Annotated in this window: 21 protein-coding genes; 11 read left to right on the forward strand and 10 right to left on the reverse strand. The window is 70.0% G+C overall.

Features of this window, described 5'->3' with window-relative positions; genetic code table 11:
- The first annotated feature begins 59 nt into the window (after positions 1-59).
- Positions 60-1,652: a Na+/H+ antiporter gene (locus D892_RS0136260; protein ID WP_024805946.1), complete on the forward strand. Its 1,593-nt coding sequence runs from the start codon at positions 60-62 to the stop codon at positions 1,650-1,652.
- A 657-nt stretch (positions 1,653-2,309) separates the two neighbouring features.
- Positions 2,310-3,143, forward strand: coding sequence for an MHYT domain-containing protein (locus D892_RS0136265; protein WP_024805947.1), 834 nt, complete (start codon positions 2,310-2,312; stop codon positions 3,141-3,143).
- 82 nt (positions 3,144-3,225) lie between these two features.
- On the opposite strand, the gene eutC is transcribed toward D892_RS0136265, so the two are convergent.
- The 6 genes from eutC to D892_RS0136295 all read right to left on the reverse strand — a co-directional run bounded on the left by eutC (position 3,226) and on the right by D892_RS0136295 (position 9,672).
- A complete protein-coding gene (gene eutC / locus D892_RS0136270) occupies positions 3,226-4,035 on the reverse strand; it encodes an ethanolamine ammonia-lyase subunit EutC (protein ID WP_255360312.1) in 810 nt (269 codons plus the stop codon).
- Between the two features lie 343 nt (positions 4,036-4,378).
- A complete protein-coding gene (locus D892_RS0136275) occupies positions 4,379-5,788 on the reverse strand; it encodes an ethanolamine ammonia-lyase subunit EutB (protein WP_024805949.1) in 1,410 nt (469 codons plus the stop codon).
- Complete coding sequence (eat, locus tag D892_RS0136280) at positions 5,785-7,203, reverse strand: ethanolamine permease (RefSeq protein WP_024805950.1); 1,419 nt, start codon at positions 7,201-7,203, stop codon at positions 5,785-5,787. Before eat ends, D892_RS0136275 begins: the two co-directional genes overlap by 4 nt.
- Before the next feature lie 354 nt (positions 7,204-7,557).
- Positions 7,558-8,742 (reverse strand): cation:proton antiporter, encoded by a 1,185-nt coding sequence (locus tag D892_RS0136285; RefSeq protein ID WP_024805951.1) that lies wholly within the window; start codon positions 8,740-8,742, stop codon positions 7,558-7,560.
- 4 nt (positions 8,743-8,746) lie between these two features.
- Complete coding sequence (locus D892_RS0136290) at positions 8,747-9,229, reverse strand: cation:proton antiporter regulatory subunit (protein WP_024805952.1); 483 nt, start codon at positions 9,227-9,229, stop codon at positions 8,747-8,749.
- Between the two features lie 35 nt (positions 9,230-9,264).
- Complete coding sequence (locus D892_RS0136295; protein WP_024805953.1) at positions 9,265-9,672, reverse strand: DUF952 domain-containing protein; 408 nt, start codon at positions 9,670-9,672, stop codon at positions 9,265-9,267.
- 378 nt (positions 9,673-10,050) lie between these two features.
- On the opposite strand from D892_RS0136295, the gene D892_RS0136300 reads away from it, so the two are divergent.
- The gene (locus D892_RS0136300; RefSeq protein WP_024805954.1) at positions 10,051-10,245 is read left to right on the forward strand and encodes a hypothetical protein; all 195 of its coding nucleotides are present in this window, start codon (positions 10,051-10,053) and stop codon (positions 10,243-10,245) included.
- An 88-nt stretch (positions 10,246-10,333) separates the two neighbouring features.
- Here D892_RS0136300 and D892_RS0136305 read toward each other — a convergent pair whose 3' ends face one another.
- On the reverse strand, positions 10,334-11,086 hold the full coding sequence (locus D892_RS0136305; RefSeq protein WP_024805955.1) for a TetR/AcrR family transcriptional regulator: 753 nt from the start codon (positions 11,084-11,086) through the stop codon (positions 10,334-10,336).
- A 119-nt stretch (positions 11,087-11,205) separates the two neighbouring features.
- Between D892_RS0136305 and D892_RS0136310 the strand changes: the two genes are divergently transcribed.
- Together D892_RS0136310 and D892_RS0136315 are read left to right on the forward strand one after the other, a co-directional pair.
- The gene (locus D892_RS0136310) at positions 11,206-13,275 is read left to right on the forward strand and encodes a DEAD/DEAH box helicase (protein WP_024805956.1); all 2,070 of its coding nucleotides are present in this window, start codon (positions 11,206-11,208) and stop codon (positions 13,273-13,275) included.
- A gap of 1 nt (position 13,276) precedes the next feature.
- Complete coding sequence (locus tag D892_RS0136315; RefSeq protein WP_024805957.1) at positions 13,277-13,870, forward strand: SWIM zinc finger family protein; 594 nt, start codon at positions 13,277-13,279, stop codon at positions 13,868-13,870.
- Positions 13,871-13,918: 48 nt separating this feature from the next.
- Here D892_RS0136315 and D892_RS43005 read toward each other — a convergent pair whose 3' ends face one another.
- On the reverse strand, positions 13,919-14,143 hold the full coding sequence (locus tag D892_RS43005) for a hypothetical protein (protein ID WP_051499334.1): 225 nt from the start codon (positions 14,141-14,143) through the stop codon (positions 13,919-13,921).
- Between the two features lie 577 nt (positions 14,144-14,720).
- Between D892_RS43005 and D892_RS0136325 the strand changes: the two genes are divergently transcribed.
- Both D892_RS0136325 and D892_RS0136330 read left to right on the forward strand, forming a co-directional pair.
- On the forward strand, positions 14,721-15,107 hold the full coding sequence (locus D892_RS0136325; protein WP_036567730.1) for a hypothetical protein: 387 nt from the start codon (positions 14,721-14,723) through the stop codon (positions 15,105-15,107).
- Positions 15,108-15,201: 94 nt separating this feature from the next.
- Positions 15,202-15,762, forward strand: coding sequence for a PadR family transcriptional regulator (locus D892_RS0136330; RefSeq protein WP_024805959.1), 561 nt, complete (start codon positions 15,202-15,204; stop codon positions 15,760-15,762).
- Positions 15,763-15,767: 5 nt separating this feature from the next.
- Here the strand turns inward: D892_RS0136330 and D892_RS0136335 are convergent, their stop codons facing one another.
- Positions 15,768-16,337, reverse strand: coding sequence for a class I SAM-dependent methyltransferase (locus D892_RS0136335; RefSeq protein WP_024805960.1), 570 nt, complete (start codon positions 16,335-16,337; stop codon positions 15,768-15,770).
- 111 nt (positions 16,338-16,448) lie between these two features.
- On the opposite strand from D892_RS0136335, the gene D892_RS0136340 reads away from it, so the two are divergent.
- Positions 16,449-17,207 carry a helix-turn-helix transcriptional regulator gene (locus D892_RS0136340; RefSeq protein ID WP_232236418.1) on the forward strand — a complete coding sequence of 253 codons (759 nt, stop codon included), beginning with the start codon at positions 16,449-16,451 and terminating at the stop codon, positions 17,205-17,207.
- A 216-nt stretch (positions 17,208-17,423) separates the two neighbouring features.
- Here the strand turns inward: D892_RS0136340 and D892_RS0136345 are convergent, their stop codons facing one another.
- Positions 17,424-19,142, reverse strand: a complete 1,719-nt coding sequence (locus D892_RS0136345; RefSeq protein WP_036567731.1) for a DEAD/DEAH box helicase family protein — start codon at positions 19,140-19,142, stop codon at positions 17,424-17,426.
- A 288-nt stretch (positions 19,143-19,430) separates the two neighbouring features.
- Here D892_RS0136345 and D892_RS0136350 point away from each other — a divergent pair, with 288 nt between their 5' ends.
- From D892_RS0136350 to D892_RS0136360, 3 genes are all read left to right on the forward strand, one after another.
- Complete coding sequence (locus D892_RS0136350) at positions 19,431-20,504, forward strand: YhjD/YihY/BrkB family envelope integrity protein (protein ID WP_024805963.1); 1,074 nt, start codon at positions 19,431-19,433, stop codon at positions 20,502-20,504.
- Positions 20,505-21,088: 584 nt separating this feature from the next.
- Positions 21,089-21,715, forward strand: a complete 627-nt coding sequence (locus D892_RS0136355; RefSeq protein WP_156959851.1) for a sulfatase-like hydrolase/transferase — start codon at positions 21,089-21,091, stop codon at positions 21,713-21,715.
- Between the two features lie 18 nt (positions 21,716-21,733).
- Complete coding sequence (locus tag D892_RS0136360; protein WP_024805965.1) at positions 21,734-22,378, forward strand: sulfatase-like hydrolase/transferase; 645 nt, start codon at positions 21,734-21,736, stop codon at positions 22,376-22,378.
- Positions 22,379-22,574: the final 196 nt, after the last annotated feature.

A 22,574-nucleotide genomic window follows, 5' to 3' on the forward strand; every position in this document is an offset into this window, starting at 1 on the left:
GCCGACTCGCCGGACCGCTTACGGGTATTCTCCGCGATCCGCCAGCAGACTCGACGGTCGTGGATCAGTTGGTATTGGTGTTCGTGCTGGCCTTCGCGACCATCCTGGCGCAACCGGTGGGGCGCCGGATCGGCCTGGCCCCGGCCGTGCTGATGACGGTGTTCGGGCTGGTCCTGGCGGTGCTGCCGTTCGTGCCGGATATCGATATCAATCCCGAGCTGATCCTGCCGCTGGTCCTGCCGCCGCTGCTCTACGCGTCCGCGCGGCGCGCCTCCTGGCAGCAGTTCGCCGCCAACTCCGGCCCGATCCTGCTGCGCGCGGTCGGCCTGGTCGTGGCCACGGCGGTGGCGGTGGCCGCGGTATTCCACGCCTGGTACCCGGCGGTACCGCTGGCCGCGGCCCTCGCGCTGGGCGCCCTGGTGGCGCCGCCCGATCCGGTGGCGTTCAGCGCGGTGGCCGACCGGCTCGGGCTGCCGCGCCGCCTGGTCTCCGTGCTCGAGGGCGAGGGCCTGTTCAACGATGTCACCGCGGTCGTGCTCTACGAGGTGGCGGTGCAGGCGGTGGTGACCGGGCGCTTCTCGGCCTGGCACACCGCGGTCGAGTTCGTGGTGTCGGCGGTGGTCGCGATCGCGGTCGGCTTGGCGCTGGGGTGGGCCGGCAGCCGGATCATGCGCAAGCTGGACGAGGCCGCCTGGCAGGTCGCGCTGGGGCTGGTGCTGCCGTTCGCCGCCTACGGGCTCGCCGACGCCTGGCACGGTTCCGCGGTGCTGGCCGTGCTGGTCTGCGCGCTGTATCTGACCGACGCCGCCACCGACTTCAGCGACAGCGCCTACCGCATCGTCGGCGATTCGTTCTGGGACGTCATCGACCTGCTGGTCACCGGTATCGCCTTCGGACTGATCGGTCTCGAGCTGACCACCGTGCTGTCGGCCACCGGCCCCGACTGGGAGCGCCTGCTCGGGGGCGCCGCCGCCGTGGTCGCGGTGGTGGTGCTGCTGCGGCTGGTCTGGTTGCTGGCCACCACCGAGGTGTTCCAACGGTGGTGGCGACGCGGCGACGCCGACGAGCCGCACACCTGGCGAGAATCGATCGTCACCTGGTGGGCCGGTATGCGCGGCGTGGTCACGGTGGCGCTGGCGGTGGCACTCCCCCTCACCACCGACACCGGCGAGGCCTTCGAGGGCCGGGCCGAGATCCTGTTCATCGCCTTCGCCGTCGTGCTGTTCACCCTGCTGGTGCAGGGGCCGACGCTGCCCGCGGTGGTGCGCGCGACGCATGTGGAGGCCGACACCGAGCAGGAACGCGTCCTGGAACGCCGGCTGTGGACCCGGATCCTGCGCGCCGAGCTGGCCCGGCTGGAGGAGATCACCGATACCGAGGATCTGCCCGACGAGGTCTACCAGCGCCTGCGCGAGGGATTCGAGCGCCGGCTCGCCCGCGCCGACCCGGAGGCCGCGGAGGCCGCCGACGACGACGCCAAGTCCGTCGACCGCGCGCTGCGCTTCACCGGCAAGATGCGCGCGATCAGCAACCAGGTGATGGACGCGGGACGCACCGAGGCGATGGCCGCCCGCCGCGAACCCGGGATTCCGCCCGACCTCGTCGACCGGATGATGCGCCGGATGGACCTGCGCCCGATGCCGCCGATGTAGTCCACGTACGCCGCGGATCGGTGTGCGGGCGGGCCGCCGACACCCACGCCGGGCCGTCCGCGCTCCTGCGCCGCGTCGACGCGCTATGACGGCCAACGGTGCCGACTTCTCCTGTGCCACTAGGACTTTCCGGCGCCTCCGCTACCTCCAGGCGGAACGGCGATATCCTGTACGCCTTGCGGTTCCCCGACAACCGGTCCGACTACCGCTTCGACCCGCGCGTGCTACTTCGAACTCTTCGAGTACCGGTACTGCTCCCTGTGCGCCGCTACAACCCCTCTGGAACCCGTACGCCCACAGCGCAGTTCCGGCCAACCGAGTACCGCTGCACCCCTGGCAAGGCGCGAATCTCGGTGCACTGATCGGCACTCCTCCGACCCTGGTGCGAGTGTGCTTGTCCGCGTGGCGGTTCCATACCGGGTGGTCAGTGCGGACGGTTTGCTCTACCCGGCCCGACGGGCGTCAAGCGGGATCGACACGCAACTCTGTGCCGCGCCGGGCCTCCGAGAGGGCCGTCAGCAGGGCGCATGCCGCCCGGCAAATCCGAAATATTTTCAGGATCATTCTGCTGCAAATTTACTACCTGCGAGTACGCCGCTATGGTTCGGCCTGTTGCCGACGATCGGTCGGCGGGAACCATCCTGGCAAGGAGCCGGCATGCTCGATATCGATCACTTCACCTACGGGTTGCTCACTCCCGTTCTGGCCTATCTCATGTCGGTCGTCGGCTCGTTGCTGGCGCTGCGCTGCATGGTCCGGGCCCGCGCGAGCAGCCGGCACAACGGCTGGCTCGCTGCGGCGGCCGTGGCGCTCGGCGGGACCGGGATCTGGGTCATGCATTTCATTGCGATGCTGGGGTTTTCGGTGCACTCGGCGACCATCCGGTACAACATTCCGATCACGCTGTTCAGCGCGGCGGTCGCGGTCGCCGTGGTGTGGGTCGGGTTGTCGATCGTCATCCGCAGGCAGGGCGGCGATTTCGCATTGCCGATCGGCGGGGGCGTCACCGGGCTCGGCGTCGGCGCCATGCACTACGCGGGGATGTATGCGATGAAGGCCGATGTGGCCGTGCGGTACAACCCGTGGATGGTGCTGCTGTCGATCGTGATCGCGGTGGTGGCGGCGACCGCGGCGCTGTGGTTCGCCCTGCACATTCGCGGCCTCGCAGCGACCCTCGGCGCGGCGCTGATCATGGGGATCGCGGTGTGCGGCATGCACTACACCGGAATGTTCGCCATGTACGCACAGGGCGATCCGCACCTGCACGCACCGGCCGGCGCCCAGGCCCATCAACTGCTGGCCCCGTTGATCGTCGGCGTCAGCATGGTCACCATGCTGCTGTTGATCCAGGTCGGTATCACCGAGATCGACGAACCGGATCTCAGCCGCATCCGCGGCCAGCACGCCAGCCGCTATTGGCCCAGCCGCTCACAACCCGGCGCCCACGAGGCACCCGAGTTCGATCCGCGCCGCCGCCGGCGGTGGTGGTGAACCGCCGGATGTGGATGCTAATGCCGTTGTGGCAGTGTGGTTTTCCGGCATGTTGTCCACCGAACGCGCACCGGAACCCGATTCAGGTCGCCCCCGCACCTCCCTCGATGCTCCGCGATCCGGTGTGGTCGGTGGTGTCCTTGAGTTCGACCCCGGACCGGCCCAGCCGGCGCGCACCGGCCACCAGCCCGGCGGCCACCGCCGCAGCGGCCGCGTAACCGAGTCCTTCCGGTGGGTGGATATTCGAGACGCAGTTGCGTTCGGAGTCGGCGCGTCCCGGACGCGGCTCGTGCGTGAGATAGATGCCGAGGCTGTCGGCCACCGAGAGCCCCGGACGCTCCCCGATCAGCACCAGCACGGTCCGCACGCCGAGTGCCTGTCCGATGTGGTCGCCGAGCGCCACTCGCGCCTGGGTGGCCAGCACCGGCGGCGCGAGCCGATACCGTTGCTCCAGTTCGGCTTTCAGGGCCGCGAGCATCGCGGGCCCGTGCTCGTGCAGCGCACGCGGCGAGAGCCCGTCGGCCAGGACGACGCCGATATCCGCACCCTCGGCCGGTGACAGTTCCTGCCCGAGATCGGTTTCCGGCAATCGCCCCAGATCCGGCCGCCGCAGGTACTGCGAACGATCCACCGCCCGGCTGCGCACGTGCACCGGTCTGCCCCAGCCGATCTCGGCCACCTGCGCGGCAAGGGTATCCACCGCCAACGGCGCGTGCACGGCGTCGCGGGCCTCCGCGTGCGCCGCCGCGAACTCCAGCACCCGCCGCGTCGGCAACGCATCACCCGCCCGCCCGAGCCCGATCCGCGCCTGGGTGGTCACTCGCAGCGCGTCCCAGAACTCCTGGGACACATCGGATTCCGTAGAAGCGGCCGAACCGGCCCCGCCTGCCACCGCATCGTCGGCCACGAACTCGGGCACTCGCCTCACCTCGACTCCCCGCACGACTCCGGTCTCCGCCGCACGAGCGGTACGCCATACTTGCGGCATCCCGACCGCCCTCGCGCACACCGTATTCGATATATGTCCCTCTCGCCGACATCGCGGCCGAACGACTTGCCGACCCGCTCGACCCCCGGACCGACCGAGGCGGACGCCCCGGCACGCCCGCAATCCCTCTGTTCGACCGGGAGCCTGCCATCCGGATCGGGCGCCCGCTTCGATCCGGACCGACGTGCCGGCCTACCGGCGGAACACGACGACGCACCGGCACGGCGGAATTCGCTCTCCGGCAGGTTCATCCCCCGCCCGCCAGGGCGCGCAGGGGTGAGGACAGCGGTTCGACCTCGCGGATGCGTCCCTGCGCGTCCAGCAGGCCGAGGCGGTCGAGCCAGTCGGCGAATTCCGGGGCGGGCCTCAGGCCGAGCACCTTTCGGGCATAGAGGGCGTCGTGGAAGCTCAGGCTCTGGTAGCCGAGCATCACGTCGTCGGCGCCCGGGACGGCGATGACGAAGGCCGCGCCCGCGGCGCCCAGCAGGGTCAGCAGGGTGTCCATATCGTCGGAGTCGGCCTCGGCGTGGTTGGTGTAGCAGACGTCGACACCCATCGGGAGGCCGAGCAGCTTGCCGCAGAAGTGGTCCTCCAGGCCGGCCCGGACGATCTGTTTGCCGTCGTAGAGGTACTCCGGTCCGATGAAGCCGACCACCGTGTTCACCAGCAGCGGATCCAGTTCCCGCGCAACGGCGTACGCGCGGGCCTCGAGGGTCTGCTGATCCACCGGGGCGCCGCCGGCGCCCCGGTGGGCGTCCGCGCTCAGCGCCGACCCCTGACCGGTCTCGAAGTACATGACGTTGTCGCCGACGGTGCCGCGGCGCAGCGACCGGCCCGCCTCGTTCGCCTCGCGCAACAGCGAAAGGTTCACGCCGAAGCCGGAATTCGCGCCCTCGGTGCCGGCGATCGACTGGAACACCAGATCGACCGGCGCACCGGCGGAGATCAGCTCCAGCGTGGTCGTGACGTGGGCCAGCACGCAGGACTGGGCGGGAATCTCGTAGCGCCGCCGCACCTCGTCCAGCAGGGCGAGCAAATCGGCCGTGGCGCGCGGCGAGTCGGTCGCCGGATTGATCCCGATCACGGCGTCGCCGCAGCCGAGCAGCAGCCCGTCCAGCACCGCCGCGGCGATACCGCGCGGGTCGTCGGTCGGATGGTTGGGCTGCAACCGGGTGGCCAGGGTGCCGGGCAGGCCGATGGTGGTGCGGAACCCGGACCGCACCCGCACCGCCCGGGCCACCGCGATCAGATCCTGGTTGCGCATGATCTTGCTGACCGCGGCCACCATCTCCGGGGTCAGGCCCGGCGCCACGGCGGCCAGTGCCGCCGCATCGTCGCGGGCCGCCGCCGACAGCAGCCAGTCCCGCAGGTCGCCCACGGTCAGGTGGGACACCCGCGCGAACGCCGACCGATCGTGCGTGTCGATGATCAGCCGGGTGACCTCGTCGGTCTCGTACGGCACCACCGGCTCGGCCAGGAACTCCGGCAGCGGGACCTCGGCCAGCGCCCACTGCGCCGCGGCCCGCTCGGCGTCCGACCGTGCCGCGCAGCCCGCGAGCTCGTCGCCGCTGCGGCGCGGCGTGGCCTTGGCCAGCAGCTCGACCAGTCCTTCGAAGGCGTAGCCGGTACCACCGATTCGCTGCCGGTACACCGTCATTCGAGCTCCTGTTCCGCGCGCGCCAGCACCGCGAACTCCTCGTCCGGCGAGTTCGCGACCAGGCGGCGCCGACTGTAGAGGGCGAAGTACAGCAGAAAGGCGACGAAGGCCGCCAGTGTCCACGCCGCGGCCACCGGATCGACCAGGAACGTCGCCACCACCGCGGCGCAGGCGACCACCAGAGCGAATCCGGTGGTGACCACCCCGCCCGGCGTGCGGTACGGCCGCCGCATGCGGGGCTCGCGGACCCGCAGCACGATATGGCTGACCATCATCAGCACATACGACACGGCGGCGCCGAAGACGGCCATATTCAACAGCATGGCACCGGCACCGGTCAGCGAGAGGACGAATCCGGCGATGCCGGGCACGATCAACGCCAGGATCGGGGCCTTCCGCCGGTTGGTCACCGACAGGCCGGTCGGCAGATAGCCCGCCCGCGACAGCGCGAAGGTCTGCCGCGAGTACGCATACACGATGGAGAAGAAGCTCGCGACCAGCCCGGCCAGGCCGATGTAGTTCACCGCCTTCGCCGTGCCGCCGTCGCCGAGCGCCTCCACCAGCGGATTACCCGACCCCGACAGCGCCTCGGCACCCAGCGCCCCGGTGGACAGGACCAGCACCGCCGCCCCGGTGACGAGCAGCACGGACATGCTGATGATGATGCCCTTCGGCACGTTCTTCTCCGGTTCGCGCGCCTCCTCCGCCGCCAGCGGCACCCCCTCGACGGCGAGGAAGAACCAGATCGCGAACGGCACCGCAGCCCAGATCCCGAATACCCCGGACGGCAGGAACTCCGACGCGCCGAGGGCGTCGGCGGACACGGGGATGTCGGTCAGGTTGGCGGTCTCGAAGCGCCCCCAGGCGGCCACGGCGAACACCACCAGCCCCACCAGCGCGATCGCGGTGATCACGAACATCGCCTTCAGCGCCTCGCCGACTCCGGCCAGGTGGATCCCGATGAACAGCGCGTACACCGCCAGATACACCCACCAGCCGTCGGTGATCCCGAACAGGTTCAGCGATTCCACATAGGCGCCGATGAAGGTGGCGATGGCGGCCGGCGCGATCGCGTATTCGAGGAGAATCGCCGTGCCCGTGGCGAATCCGCCCCACGGCCCGAGGGCGCGGCGGGCGAAGGTGTAGCCCCCGCCGGCGGCGGGCAGCGCGGCCGACAGTTCGGCCATGCCCAGCACCATGGCGAAGTACATCGCCGCGATGAGCACCGTGGCGATCAGCAGACCGCCGAAACCGCCCTCCGCCAGACCGAAGTTCCAGCCCGAGTAGTCGCCGGAGATCACATAACTGACGCCGAGCCCGGCCAGTAGCAGCCATCCCGCCGAGCCGGAGCGCAGCGTCCGTTTCGCCAGATACTCGTCGGTGCTCGTGGTCGCGGGCACAGCATCGGTGGACATCCGTACTCCTCACGCTCCGGCCGCTCGCGACGGCGCCGCGCCCGCGGCCTGCCGGGCGCCTGGCAGGCAATTGTGGCCGGGCAATGTTGCTGCCCGGTTGGCACATGGTGTCGGCGTGTTACGACTGGACAATTGTTCAGTACGGTCGGCCGTGGGTGCCGGCGAGGCGCGTCGGCTCGCCGGACGGTCCGGCACGGGTGAGACTGTCCGGTGTGACGGTGTGGGCGGGCGGGCTGCTGATCTGGTTCGATGCGGCGGCCTGGCAGGGGCGCACCGTCACCGACTACGGCCCTCTGACCGCGGTGCTGATCGGCTTCCTGGTGGGCGCGATCGCGCCAGCCGGATCGCGGTGGCTCAGCCGCCGACAGGCGCGGGCCGCCGCAGCCGCTGCACCGAGCGCACCACCGGTTCGGCCACCCGGGCGGCGATCGGGCCCAGCACGGCCATGAACAGCACATAGGCCGAGGCGAGCGCGGCCAGCTTCTCGTCCATCGCGCCCACCGTCACGGCCAGTCCCGCGATGACGATGGAGAATTCGCCGCGCGCCACCAGGGCGGCCCCGGCCCGCGCCCGGCCCATCAGGCCGATGCGCTGCCGCGCCGACGCCCACCAGCCGGTGCCGATCTTGGTCACCGTGGTCACCACCGCCAGCAACAGAGCCCAGACCAGCACGGGCGGTATGGCTTTCGGATCGGTGTTGAGCCCGAACGCCACGAAGAAGATCGCCGCGAACAGATCGCGCAGCGGTTCCAGCAGCCGGGCCGCGTTCTGCGCCGTCGATCCGGAGATGGCGATGCCCAGCAGGAACGCGCCGACCGCGGTCGAGACGTTCAGTTCCGAGGCCAGCCCGGCCACCAGCAGCGCCGCGCCCAGCAGTTGGAGCAGGAACACCTCCCGGTCGGCAGAGTCCACGAGGGCCGACACGTACTTGCCGAAGCGCAGCGCCATCAGCAGCACGACGGTGATCGCCAGCAGCGCGACCGCCAGCGTGCGCAGCCCCGCCAGATAGCCCATGCCCGCCAGCAGCGTCGTCAGGATCGGCAGATACACCGCCATCGCCAGGTCCTCGAACACCAGGATGGACAGCACCACCGGCGTCTCCCGGTTACCCAGCCGGCCCAGATCGTTGAGCACCTTGGCCGCGATCCCCGACGACGAGATGTAGGTGACCCCACCCAGCGTGACGGCGCCGACGAGGCCCCAGCCGAGCAGCAGCGCCACCACGACGCCCGGTGTCGCGTTCGCGACGATGTCGACCAGACCGGCGAGCCAGGAGCGCCGCAGTCCGGTCACCAGCTCCGGCGCGGTGTACTCGAGGCCCAGCAGCAACAGCAGCAGCACCACGCCGATCTCGCCGGCCACGTGGCCGAACTCGCTGGCCGACTGCAGCTCGATCACGCCACCCTTGCCGAACGCCAGGCCGCCCAGCAGATACAGCGGGATCGGCGACATCCCGAACCGGCCGGCCACGCGCCCGAGCACACCGAGGACGAACAGGATCGAACCGAGTTGGACCAGGGCTAACGCGGTGGCGCCCACCGGTTCACCCGTCGGTCAGAATCGCCAGGGACGCGTCCAGCCCGTCGGGTGTTCCGACGACGACCAGGAGATCGCCGGCGGACAGTACGAAATCCGGGCCCGGCGACGGGTGCACCTGTCCTGCCCGCATCGCCGCGACGATGGAGGCCTTGGTCCGGGTGCGCATCCGCGTCTCCCCGAGCATGCGGCCCTCGTACGGCGACTGTTCACCGACCGGCAGCTGCCGGGTGACGATGCCCGGCATGTCACGGTGGTCGGCGTTCAGCTTCTCGACCAGTTGCGGCGCACCGAGCAGGTTGGCCAGGGCCGCGGCCTCGTCGGTGGTCAGCGGGACCTGCGCGGCGCAGGCGTCCTGATCCTCCTGTTTGGACAGGATCAGGTCGAGCCCGCCGTCGCGATGGGCGACGACACCGACCCGGCGACCCGACCGGACCTCGAAGTCCTTGCGTACCCCGATCCCGGGCAGCGCTGTCACATCGACGTTCACAGATCCAGACTAGGCGGATGTCCGGGTTCGGCGGCTCAGGCGGTCGGTGGCGGCGACGGCGCGCCGAAGGTGCCGTCCGGACCCGGCCGGTATTCGGTGACGGCCGTGACCGCCGCGACCGGCAGCGGACCGTACAGGTGCGGGAAACGCATTGCCGCCGGATCGCCCGGAACACCGGGCTCCCACCGCACGGGCGCGCCGAGCCGCTCCGGATCCAGCCACAGCAGCAGCACGTCCTGCCGCCCGGGGAACAGACGGTTCGCGGGCAACCGCACCTGTTCGGGCGTGGACAGGTGGATGAAACCCTCGCTGCGCAGCGATTGCGGGCTGCGCTGCGCGGCCGACCGGTCGGCCTCCCACTCCTCCCGGGTGCACATGTGAACCAGGCTGTCCGCCTTGCCTTCTCGGGTGTTGTCGCTGTTCAGAGCGTTGTCGACGGCCATGACTCGACCCTATCCGGTCGGCGCGGCCGGCCGCACGGCCGCCGAAACCGCTGGTGGCCTCGAAGTTTGCCACTTCTGGAGTGTGATTGTCGGTGGCCCGGGGTAGTCTCCCGATAGACAACTGGATCGGCCTGTTCGCGGAAGTGGGTACCTGGATGTAACCCTGCGCTGGCCTGGTGTTCGCTGTCCGCGAAATACCTGGTCATGTTAGGGATAACACAAAGAAACATCTCCGGGAACAAAGCCCCCGTCCCGAACGTCTGACAAAGTAGTCATGAACCACTGCTGGGAAGTAGCGGTAGCGAGTCCACGGAAGGGACCGTGGGCCCCAAAACCAGGTGAACGGTCTTCTGCGCCGGGATCCAGGACGGAGGAGTCATGCCAGGAACACTGACTAGCACCCCACTGACCGCGGTCGATCGTTGCGACCGTTGCGGGGCGGCCGCGCGCGTGCGCGCGATCCTTCCCGGTGGTGGCGAGTTGCTCTTCTGCCAGCATCACGCCAATGAGCACATGGATCGTCTCCGTGAGCTCGAAGCCGTGATCGACACGGAGTCGGCACCGGCGCTGTAATCAGCTCCTTCAGTCCGCTCGACAGACAATTGAACCCTCCCACTTCGAACACCACGCAACGGGCGGCCATATGGCCGCCCGTTCTTCGTCACCGGGGCAGTCCCGCCTCGATGCCCGCGAGCAAGCGGTCCAGTCCATACCCGAAGGCGCCGTCCGGGTCGGCGGGCGCCTGGTACTTCTCCCCCACCGTGGCGCCGACCCGCGACGACAGCGGGAACTCCTCGGCGGGCATCACCCGGGTCAGCAAGGGGCCGTGCACTTCCCACCACTGCGCGTCGCTCATCTCCTGCGCGCTGCGCCGCGCGGCGACGGCCATCCGGGCGTTGCCGGTCGCGAATTCCGACAGCACCGCGATCACCCGATCCATCTCCAGATCGGTCATGCCCGCACCGTCCAGGGCGGCCAGCTGCCGCTCGTAGCGGCGCATCCGGCCCGGCCCCAGCACCAGCCGCCACGGCGGCACCTCCAGCAGCCAGGGATGCCGCAGCAGTTCGGCACGCACCTGGCCGGTGATCGCCGCCAGCCGCTCGGGCAGGGGCCTGGACGCGTCGATCGGCGCGTCCTCGGCGGCGACCTCGTCGACCATCAGGATGATCAGCGCCCACTTGCTGGGCACGTAGGTGTACAGGGTCATCGGGCCGAGGCCGAGTTCGGCGGCGACGGCGCGGATGGACACCTTCTCGTAGCCGTCCCGGTCGGCGATCGCCACGGCGGCGCGCACCACCTCGTCGACACTGACCCCCTGCCGCGGGCCGCGAGTGGACGAGCGCGGTGGCAACTCTCGGCGCCACAGCAGGTTCAGCAGCTGTTCGGCCTGGTCGACGGCCGATTGTTCGGCCACGGCACTCCTCGGGGAATATCGGTACGATGTACGAAGTTAGAATACCTCGTACGTCGTACGCAGATCCGAAGGGGGCTGCCCTGCCTACCACCCACGCCACGTATCTGCCGGATCGGCACATGTTCGCGCTGTGGACGTGGACCGGTTCCGGTCCGGGCCATCCGCCCACCGCGGAGATCGAGCCGGTCCCGCTCGCCGTGCCGGCGACCGGCGATGCGGAGATCGCCGTCGTCGCGGTCGAGTGCACACTGGCCGAACCCGAGCGCTTCGCGGGGTTGCCCGTCGCCGATCCGGGGCCGTCGGTCATTGCCTGGCGCAGGATTCTGGATGCCGACCTGGCTGCGGACCGAATCGCGACCGGTACGGACGGCACGGAAACCGACACGGAACAGACTGCGACCACCGCAGGCCCCACGGCGGACGCCGAAGGCTCCGCACTGGGCGTCGGCCGCATCACGGCGCGTGCCGACCACACCGCACTCGACGCCGACCACACTGCGCCGGGCGCTGTGCACAGTGCGATCGGCGCGGACCGCACCGCGAGCAACGCCGGCGTCACGACCTGGATCCACCGCACAGCGACCGACACGAAGCGCACTGCGGCCGAGGCGGGTTCGACGACCGACGCCGAGCGCGAGGCGGCGAAGACGGATCGCGCGGCGGCCGAGTTGCCGCCCGCCGGGCACGCTGTACCGAATGCCGCGGGGACGGCGATCGTCTCGGCCGAGCGAGCGGTGCGGGCCTGCACGGGGACTCAGGCCGTCGCGGGCGAACTACGCGCAACGCTGAAGGCCGAACTGCGGCCCTATCAGGCGCGCGGAATCGCCTGGCTGCGCGAGACGGTCGCCGCGCACGGTGGGGCCGTGCTCGCCGACGAGATGGGTCTGGGCAAGACGGTGCAGGCGATCGGGTATCTGCTCGGTCGCGCCGGCGCGGGGCCGCAGTTGGTGGTCTGTCCGACCTCGCTGGTCGGCAACTGGGTGCACGAGATCGAGCGGTTCGCGCCGGGGCTGCGTCCGGTCATGTGGCGCGGTGGTGATCTCGATGCCGCCGAACCGGGGACGATCGTGGTGACCGGGTATCCGACGCTGCGCGGGCACGGCCGCATCCTGGCCGAACAGCAGTGGGCGACCGTGGTTTTCGATGAGGCGCAGGTGCTGAAGAATCCGCGGACGCAGGTGTCGCGGGCGGCGCGGGCGCTGGCGGCCGATGCCCGGATCGCGCTCACCGGCACTCCGGTGGAGAACCATCTCGACGAGCTGTGGGCGTTGCTCAATCTCGTGACGCCCGGGGCGTTCACGCACAAGGCGCAGTTCCGGCGGCGGTTCGTGCGGCCGATCCACGAGGGCTCCACGGCGGCCGCGGTCCGCCTGCGCGACACTATCGAACCGATCGTGCTGGCACGCAAGAAGATTCAGGTGGCGGCCGCCCTGCCGCCGAAGATCCACTGCGATCTGGTCTGCGATCTCACCGGTGAGCAGCAGCGCCTCTACGACGAGGTGCTCGACCGGGCCGAGGCCGACGGCTTCGGCAGTGGTGCACAGCGGCACACCCGCGTGCTGGCGGCGCTCACCGCCCTCAAGCAGGTGTGCAACCATCCGGGGCTGGTGAGCGGGGACTTGGACGAGTTGACGGGCCGCTCCGGCAAGTTCGACGTCTGTGCCGACATTTTGGCCAACAATCTCGATACCGGTTCGCCCACACTGGTTTTCACGCAGTACCGGCGCACCGGAGAGTTGCTGGTCCGGTACTGTGCCGAGCAGCTCGGGGTCGCGGCGCCGTTCTTCCACGGCGGGCTGAACGCGACCGAGCGCGGCGAGATCGTGCGCCGCTTCCAGTCCGAGGACGGCCCACCGGTGCTGGTGCTGAGCCTGCGCGCGGCCGGTACGGGGCTGACGCTGACCCGCGCCGCCGACGTGGTGCACTACGACCGCTGGTGGAATCCGGCCGTCGAATCCCAGGCGTCCGACCGGGCACACCGGATCGGCCAGACCCGCCCGGTCACCATCACCACGCTCACCACCGGTACCACCGTGGAGGAGCACATCGCCGGCATGCACGGCCGCAAGTCCGCCCTCGCCGACCTCACCGATACCGGTGCGGCGGGCGGCGATTCGGGCATCGCCGCCCTGGCTCGCCTGGACGACGACCATCTGCTGGATATCCTGCGCCGGAAGCGAGTGAACTGACTTGGCCGACAACGAATTCGGATACACCGCCTGGGGTATGGACTGGGTGCGCCTGGCCGAGCCGGTATCGATCTCGCGGCCCGAACCGCTACTTCCCCGGGCGCGCAGCGTCGCCCGCAACGGCGGAGTTCAGCTGGAGCTCGAAGGGCGGACGGTGCGCGCCGCCATCCATCGCGGATCCGAGGCATCGGTAACCTATCTCGAGGTGGAACCCCTGTCCGCCGAGACGATCGGGGCGGTTTCGGCCCGGATCCCCTCCGGCACGGTCGAACTCCCCGACAGCGCGCACCGGGCACTGCGCGACGCGGGGATCTCCGTGGCCCCGCGGCTGCATAACAGCGATTGCTCCTGCTCGGCCCGTAAGTCCCGCTGCCTGCACCTGCTCGCCACCTGCTATGCCCTCGCCCGTGCCGTGGACGAGAACCCCTGGCTGGCCCTGGAGTTACAGGGATACCGGGACACCGACAACGCCCCCGCCGACACCGACGCGCCGCCACCCCGCTGGACACCGATCGACACCCTCGATCCCGCGATGTTCTTCGGTCCGGTCCCGGACGGGAGTGGAAGATCCGCGAATGTGCATGAGGGACAGTAACTTCTGCGTATCTCCCGCACCAGTACACGCCCGTCCAGGCAGTCTCGGCTACCAGCGGAGCATGGGGAGCGGTCGCGTCGGGTGCCGGAGACCGTAGGCTGCGGCGTATCGCAGGAGGAAGGTGTGGAACCCGAGGTACGGCAGCTCGGCGACAACGGCTTTCACCTCCGCCCGGCGCACCGGACCCCGGCCGGCGTCGATACGGTCGGCGACCCGGAAGGTCTCCGTCCTCCGGTCGCCGGTGCGCCGCAGCCGATGATGGTCGAGAACCATCGCCCGCACCCGTCGATATCGGTGACACCGAACTCCTCGGCCGACGCCGCCCCGAGATCGGCGGACGGCGCCAGGTAGTCGAACGCCCGATCATGCGCCCATTCTCCCCACCAGCTCACCGGCCGGTTTCGAAGACTCATGGGCTGCCGTCCGGTCGAAGGCCACTCGACACCACTGAATGGCCTCGTACCGAAACCCGTTCGGCGCGAGTCCGTTTCCGTCTTGCGATTACCCAGCGTAGGAAGGAGTCGTCGACCCGTGGGCCGGTCGAACCCGCCACCGCCGAGGCCGGCGGTGACGGCATCCCGTTCGCCCCGGCGTGAAGAGCAGTGCCGGGCCGGTTCCCGGAGTCACGGACACCGGCGTGCCCCCCCATCGAGGAACGCAACCTCGGCACATGCCGTAGCGTCCCGGCTTCGCCTGCGTGTCGCTGCGACACCGACCGGATCGATCGGACGAATGAGCGACCGCCGGCCGCTGTTCGACGACCATCCGGGGCGACGGAATCGAGCTAGCCAAATTTGGCTACTCGAGCTACGGTCGACCTGTCAACACATATGGCTGGTCAGGAGATCGGATGTCTGCGATAAGGCCCTACGTCATGGTCGACGATGCGCGCGTATACGGTGCGTTCCTGGAACGCACCTTCGGTGCACAGGTGTCGACCATGATCCCCTTGGAATCGAACCCGGAGCGGGTGATCCACGCCGAGGCGCGCATCGGCGACAGCTCGGTGTTCTTCGCCGACTCGGGTCCCGACGGCGGCCGCTGCCTGAGTTCACCCGCCGAGCCGGTGCACGTCCAGCTGTGGGCCACGGTGCCGGACCCGGACGGTGTCCACGACCGGGCGATCGCCGCCGGCGCGCGGTCCGCGGCGGCGGTCACCATCCAGGACGACGGTAGCCGCACGGGTGGCTTCGTCGACCCGTTCGGCACACTGTGGTGGGTCACCACCCTCGCCTGATGGGTCAGGGCCGAAGGAGGTAGCTTGCGTAACCACGTAGGCCCCCATCAGGCGCGGAACAGCACCGCCTGATACCTCGAACAGGAGACTCCCCGTGACGGCGGTTCGATTGCTCGTTCTCGGCGCGGTCCGGCGTCGCGGCCGCGCGCACGGCTACCAGGTGCGCGCGGACCTGGAGTCCTGGGGTGCACACGAATGGGCCAGGGCCACTTCGGGTTCGGTGTACAACGCACTGAAATCCCTGACCAGGGACGAGCTGCTGCGCGTGCACGGCACCGCACCGAGCGAGGCGGGTGGGCCACCGCGCATGGAGTACGAGGTGACGGCCGGCGGCGAGCGGGCGTATCTCGAGCTGCTGCGCTCGGCGCTGGCCCGCCGCGACCCCCGAATGGACGTGCTCGCCGCGGCCGTGGGGTTCATCGACGATCTGTCCCGTACCGATGCCATTGCGCTGCTCGAAGAGCGAGCCGGTGAGCTGGACGAATGGCGGGCGAGCATCACCACCCACCTTCCGCCGGACACCGATCTCGACACCTGGGGCCCGGTCGGCGAGGTCATCGGCCTGTGGCTGGACACCGCCGACAGCCGGGCGGCGTGGACCCGGCGACTGATCGGACGGCTCGAGGACGGCGCCTTCCGGATGGCCGACGACTGAGCGGATCAGCCGGCGCGGCGGGCTCGGAAGCGGAAACTTGTTGCGGTGGTGTCTATTTCGATACCGGTGAAACCGGCGCGGGTCAGGCGGTCGGTGAGCGTGTCCGGAGGGACCGGGACGCAGGTGTCGCCGATATGGAGCAGGCGGAAGCCGAGGCGGTCGATGCCGTCGCTGCCGGCGAAGGTGCCGTCGGGGCGGAGTACCCGGAACGCCTCGGCGAACAGGGCGTCCTGCTGTGCGGGCGAGGGCACGTGGTGGAGCATGGTGAAGCAGACGACCGAGCTGAATTCTTCGTCCGGCAACGGCATTGCGGTGCCGTCGCCGTCGAGTACCCGCATCCGACCGCTCTTGCGTTCGCGTAGGCGGGTCGCGAGTGCCGGGTCGATTTCGAGCCCGGTGAGCTGCGGTACGCGATGGCGCAGTGCCTCGACGTTCGCGCCGTAGCCCGGCCCGATCTCGAGGGCCGAGTCGCCCAGGTCGACGTCCGAGACCGCCCACGGCACGATCTTGGTCGCGCTGGTGCGTTCCCACGCGGCGGAGCGGCAGAGCAGGCGGTGCGGCAGATTCATTCCCATGAGCCGACGGTAGGAGCCCGCGACGCTGGCCGCGAGACGCTACGCTGACAGATCGTGTCGCTAAACGGTCAACCTCCGAATGCCGCGGCTCCCACCGGCCCCACCGCGATGATGTTCGGCGTGGGCACGCTCCCCGCCGGGTACTGGTTCGAGCCGCATCGGCACCCGCAGCACCAAATCGCTTGGGCCTCACGAGGAGTCCTGGCCGTGGAGGCCGACGGCGGACAGTGGGTGCTGCCGCCGACCCGGGCCCTCTGGATTCCCGGCGGGCTGGTGCATCGCACCGGCACCTCCGACGGCGCGGCCATGCGCGGGATCTTCGTCGAACCGGACCGCTGCCCGGTGCGGTTCGCCGCACCCGCGCTGCTGCGGGTCGGCGGCCTGCTGCACGAGCTGTTCGACTACCTCACCGGAGGGAACTACGAAAAAGGCAGCGCCACAGGTGAACTGCACGGTGTCCGCGACACCCTCGACCCGGATCGCCGGCGACGGGCCGAGGCGGTGGTGTTCGATCTCCTCGAACCGGTCGAGGTGATCCCCGTGGGCGCGCCGATGCCCACCGACCCCCGGGCGCGAGTCGTCGCCGAGGCACTGCTGCACAACCCGACCGACGACCGGACGCTCGCGGAATTCGCCCCGCAGGCCGCTGCCGGCCCGCGCACGCTGGCCCGGCTGTTCCTCACAGAAACCGGAATCACCTTCGGGCAGTGGCGAACCCAGATACGCTTGGCGGCCTCGTTACCACTATTGGCATCCGGACTCCCACTGGCCCGCATCGCCGACCGAGTCGGCTACGCCTCCCCCAGCACCTACGTCGCCGCCTTCCGCCGCGCGGTCGGCATCTCACCGGGCCGATACTTCGCTCGCTGATGCCCGAGCGTCGCTGCGCATCCGACCGTCCCGAGGACACCGCCGACCACCGGAACAGGTACAGCGCGAAGTCCTCGTCGCCACGGCAGCGGCCGTCGTGCGCGAAAATCGCATCATAGTCCATCGCCGCGTCGGGGACCGGCCGATCCTGTGGGTCCATGTCTCAGAGCAAGGCCACGACCGCGGCGATCGGCGAAGCCACGTTCACCACCCGAACTACATCCGGCGCAGCGCCGAGATGCGCTGGGACAGTTGCTCCGTGGTCGCCAGGGCCGTCGGCGGCCCACCGCATTCGCGGCGCAGCTCGCCGTGGATGACGCCGTGCGGCTTGCCGGTGCGGTGGTGGTGCATGGCGACCAGGCTGTTGAGTTCGCGGCGCAGTTCGCTCAGGCGGTCGGCGGTGGCGACCCGCTCGGCCGCGGCCGCGGCGCTCGGGCCGGGTTCCGGCGCCGGGGCCGCGGCGGCCTCGCTGCGCTCGCTGATCTGGCGGGTCTGGCGCTCGCGCAGCAGCGCGCGCATCTGCTCGGCATCCAGCAGGCCCGGGATGCCGAGGTAATCCGCCTCCTCGTCGCTGCCGACGAACGTCGCGGTGCCGAACGAATCGCCGTCGTAGATCACCTGATCCAGCTCGGCGTCGGCGGCCAGCGCGACGAACTTGCGCTCCTCCTCGCCCGGCTCGTCCTCCTGCTTGTTGGCCTCGATCAGCAGTTCGTCGTCGAGGCCGTCCTTCTGCCGATGCGGTTTGCCGATGACGTGATCGCGCTGGATCTCCAGCTGCGCGGCCAGATCCAGCAGCACCGGCACCGACGGCAGGAAGACGCTCGCCGTCTCCCCCTGCCTGCGGGCGCGGACGAAGCGGCCGATCGCCTGGGCGAAATACAGCGGCGTCGAGGCGCTGGTGGCGTATACGCCGACGGCCAGGCGCGGCACGTCCACGCCCTCGGACACCATGCGCACCGCGACCATCCACGGCTCGGTATTCGCCGCGAACTCGCCGATCCGGCCCGACGAGCTGGGATCGTCGGACAGCACCACCGTCGGCTTCGTTCCGGAGATGTGCTGCAGCAGCTCGGCGTACTCGCGGGCGCGGTCCTGATCGGTGGCGATCACGAGGCCGCCCGCATCGGGCATGCCGGTGGCCCGCAGCTGGCGCAGGCGGGTGTCGGCGGCGGTGAGCACCTTCGACATCCAGTCACCGGCCGGGTCCAGCGCGGTGCGCCAGGCCCGGGCCGTCTGTTCCGCGCTCAGCGGCTCGCCCAGGCGGGCCGAATACTCCTCGCCCGCGCTGTCGCGCCAGTGCGCGTCGCCGGAGTAGGCGAGGAACACCACCGGACGCACCACGCCGTCGGCCAGCGCCTCCGAGTAGCCGTAGGAGTAGTCGGCGCTGGAGCGCGGGAAACCGGATTCGTCGGGCTCGTAGGTGACGAACGGGATCGGCGAATCGTCGCTGCGGAACGGAGTACCGGTCAGCGCCAGCCGGCGGGTCGCGTCGTCGAATGCCTCGGCGACCGCGTCGCCCCAGCTCTTCGCATCGCCGGCGTGGTGGATCTCGTCCAGGATCACCAGCGTGCGGCGGTTCTCGGTGCGCACCCGATGCTTGAACGGATGCGAGGCGACCTGGGCGTAGGTGACGGCCACGCCGTGGTAGTCGCCGGACGTGCCGCCCGTGGAATTGGAGAAGTTGGAGTCCAGCGCGATCCCGGCGTAGGACGCCGCGGCAGCCCACTGGTGCTTGAGGTGCTCCGTCGGCGCGACGACCGTGATCTGATCGACCGTGCGGTCGGCCAGCAGCTCCGAGGCGAGCCGCAGCGCGAACGTCGTCTTACCGGCGCCCGGCGTCGCCACCGTGAGGAAATCGCGTGGCTGCGACGTCAGGTATTTGGTGAGAGCCCTGCGCTGCCATGCACGTAACGAACCAGCACCACCCGAAGTCACTCCACAGAGGTTAGCGACCCCCACCGACACCAAGCCAATCCGACGCGCGCTCGGCTTCGACCGCCCGGCGGATTCGCCGATCGCGCCCGGCCGATCACGCCGGCTGCGGAAGGGGTTGTGCCACCTGCTTTCTCCCTCGGCGGCTCGGCCGGCGCGCCATCGGCCGCCGACGGCGCCACGCCCGGTCCCGGGGATATGTGAGATGGCCCACCGCTCCGGACGGCACACGCGACACGTTCTCCAGCCATTTGCCTATACGGCACGGCCGTGGGCGATGCTGTAGGCACGATGAATGCGCACGACGGACCTGCCGCCCGCCGCGCCGCAGCCGGTCCGGTTGCGGCGGTTCGTCGTCGCATCGGGCACGCGCTGCACCGGACCTGGCAGGTCATCGCGCGTGTCGCGGTGAAGGCGTGGAACGATTCGATCTTCGCCAAGTCCGCCGCGGCCGCGTTCTGGCAGACGCTGTCGCTGGCGCCGCTGCTGCTGGGGCTGCTCGGCAGCCTCGGCTATGTCGGCGGGTGGTTCGGGCCCGACACGGTGGAGATCGTCGAGAGCAAGATCATCAGTTTCAGCCGGAACCTGTTCAGCTCGACCGTGGTGGACGACCTGATCGCCCCGACCGTCGCCGATGTGCTCGGGCGCGGGCGCGGCGCCGTGGTGTCGTTCGGGTTCGTGCTGTCGCTGTGGGCCGGTTCGTCGGCGATGGCGACCTTCGTCGATTCCATCGTGAGCGCCCACGACCAGCAGGACGCCCGCCACCCGGTCTGGCAGCGCATCTTCGCGCTGCTGCTGTACGTGCTGTTCCTGGTGGTCGCGGTGTTCGTGCTGCCGCTCGTGGCGCTGGGCCCGACCCTCATCGGCCGGGTGCTGCCCGATAGCTGGCGTGAGCCCGGGTTACAGCTGCTCGACGGCTTCTACTACCCGGCCACGGCGCTGTTGCTGATCGTCGGGCTGACCACGCTGTACAAACTCGCCCTGCACCGGACGCTGCCGTGGCACCGCCTGTTCGGCGGCGCGCTGGTGGCGGGCCTGTTCTTCATGGCCGCCAGCGAAATCCTGCGGCGCTACCTGGCCTGGATCACCCGCGCCGGGATCAGCTACGGCGCGCTGGCCACCCCGATCGCCTTCCTGCTGTTCACCTTCTTCCTCGGCTTCGCGGTGATTCTCGGGGCGGAGTTCAACGCCACCGTGCAGGAGTTCTGGCCGGCCCGCACCACCCGGTTCGAACAGCTGCGGCGCTGGCTCGGCAAACAGATGCGCAACAACGGTCCGGCGCCGGGAGACGACACTCCGCCGACGGCATCACCGAAGAAACCGGCGCGCACGGACCGGACGCAGACCCTGCGCATCATTCCGTAGCAGACGAGGAACGCCACGTTCGGCACCGCCGCGTCCGCCAGGTGTCGTCGCATGTCACTGCCCGAGGAGCGGGCGTCTTCCGGGGACTGTCGAGCCGGCGGGCACGTCTCGATCAGGCGGCCCTGACCGCCGTCTTCACCGACACGCTCCGCGGCCTCGTCCGCAAGTAGGCGGTGCACCCGCTCGCGGCGTGCGGGCCGCCAGCCACAGCACGGCCGGGACACCGGCCCATTCGATCACCGGAAGGCGAATCGGATGGGGGCGCGGTGAAACCGGCGAACCGATCGACCGCCGCACGACACCCCACACTCCTGTCCCTCGACGGAAGGTTCTACCGTGGCCCCCACCGCTCCTCGAACCCCGGATCCGCATCCCAGCCGGCGGCGGATCCTGTCCATGATGGCCGCCGCACCGATCGTTCCGTCTGTCGGTGCGCTGAGTTCCGCACCGGCGGGCGCCGCCCCGGCGGACCGCCCGAACATCCTGGTCATCATGACCGATCAGGAACGCGCCGACGTCGTACTGCCGCAAGGTTTCACCCTGCCCGCGCGGGCCAGGATCGAGGGTGGCGGGTGCGGTTCGCCATGCATCACACGCCGACCGCGCCGTGCACGCCGGCCCGCTCGACGTTCTTCACGGGGCTGCACGCGCCGGACAGCCGGATGACCGACAACGTCAAGGGCAACGATCCGATGGGGCAGTTGCTCGGCGGAATGAGCACGGCGAGCGCCGATCTCGACACCGCGATACCCACGCTCGGCACCGTGCTGAAGAAGTCCGGCTATCGCACCGCCTACATCGGCAAGTGGCACCTGTCCGATCCCGTCGGCCCCGACCCGACGGCGTTGTCGGGCTATGGATTCGACGAGGCGTACGACATTCTGTCCGGCGGCGGCCCGAACGAGGGGCTGCAGGAGGACCCCGGCGTGGTCGATCATGCCGTCGACTGGCTGGGCCGCAACGGCACCGGTCCCGATCCGTGGCTGTGTGTGGTCAGCATGGTCAACCCGCACGACATGATGTACTGCCCGCGGTTCTACCGGCTCGACGCCGTTCCCGACTACGGCGCCGACGTCCCCCCGAACTTCGAATCCGACCTGTCGACCAAGCCGCGGGTACAGAGCGTGTGGCGGACCATGAACGAGGCCGTCGGCGGCGTCATGCCCAACGAGGTGAACTCCGCACTCGGACAACAACAATGGCGGCAGTGAGGCAACTGGTATCTCGAATTGCTGCGCCACACCGACGAATTGATGGCCCGGGTGCTCGACGCCCTGGACGGCAGCGCGGCCGCGGGCAACACCGTCGTCGTCAAGGTCGCCGACCACGGCGAACTCGGTGGCGCGCACGGGCTTCGGCAGGAGGGCGCGATGATCTACCGCGAGAACAACCGCGTCCCCCTCGCCATCGCCGACCCACGCAACCCCGCCACCCACAGCACCACGGTCACCGGCCTGACCAGCCACATCGATATCGTCCCCACGCTGGCCGCCCTCGCCGGCACCGACCTTCTCGGCCCGGTCGCCGGCCGCGACCTGAGCCCGCTGCTGTCCGCCCCCGGCGGCAGCGTCCGCGACGCCCTCCTGCTCACCTCGGACGCCAAATCCAGCGGCGGCCAGAGCCCCGGCGTCAGATACTGCCTGCGCGGCGCCATCACACCCCGCTACAGCTTCGCCCGCTATTCCACCCCCGACTCCCTCGACGGGCCCCGCACCGAATTCGACTACGAACTCTACGACCGCCAGGAAGACCCGCTGGAACTACACAACCTCGCCCACAACGGCGGCGCCGCTCCCCTGGTCGACGAACTCAACGGCCTCGTCGACGCCCTGACAGCCGACCAGCTCCATCCCACCGGCCCGGGACGGCGCTGAAGCAGCGGAACCACTGCACGCCGTTGCACCGGTCCTCTCCCCCGCGTTGCGGTCCTCCGATCCTCGAGCCGGCCGATGCCGCGCGTCCGGGATTTCGGTACGTAACCGGTTCGGGTCGACGTTCGGGCCGGGACGCTCCGACGTCGTCGGTCGGCCGGGTTCACCCGAACCGGTAGGCGGGTGCGTCGACCGCCCG

The sequence above is a fragment of the Nocardia sp. BMG51109 genome (assembly GCF_000526215.1).
Classification (GTDB): Bacteria; Actinomycetota; Actinomycetes; order Mycobacteriales; family Mycobacteriaceae; genus Nocardia.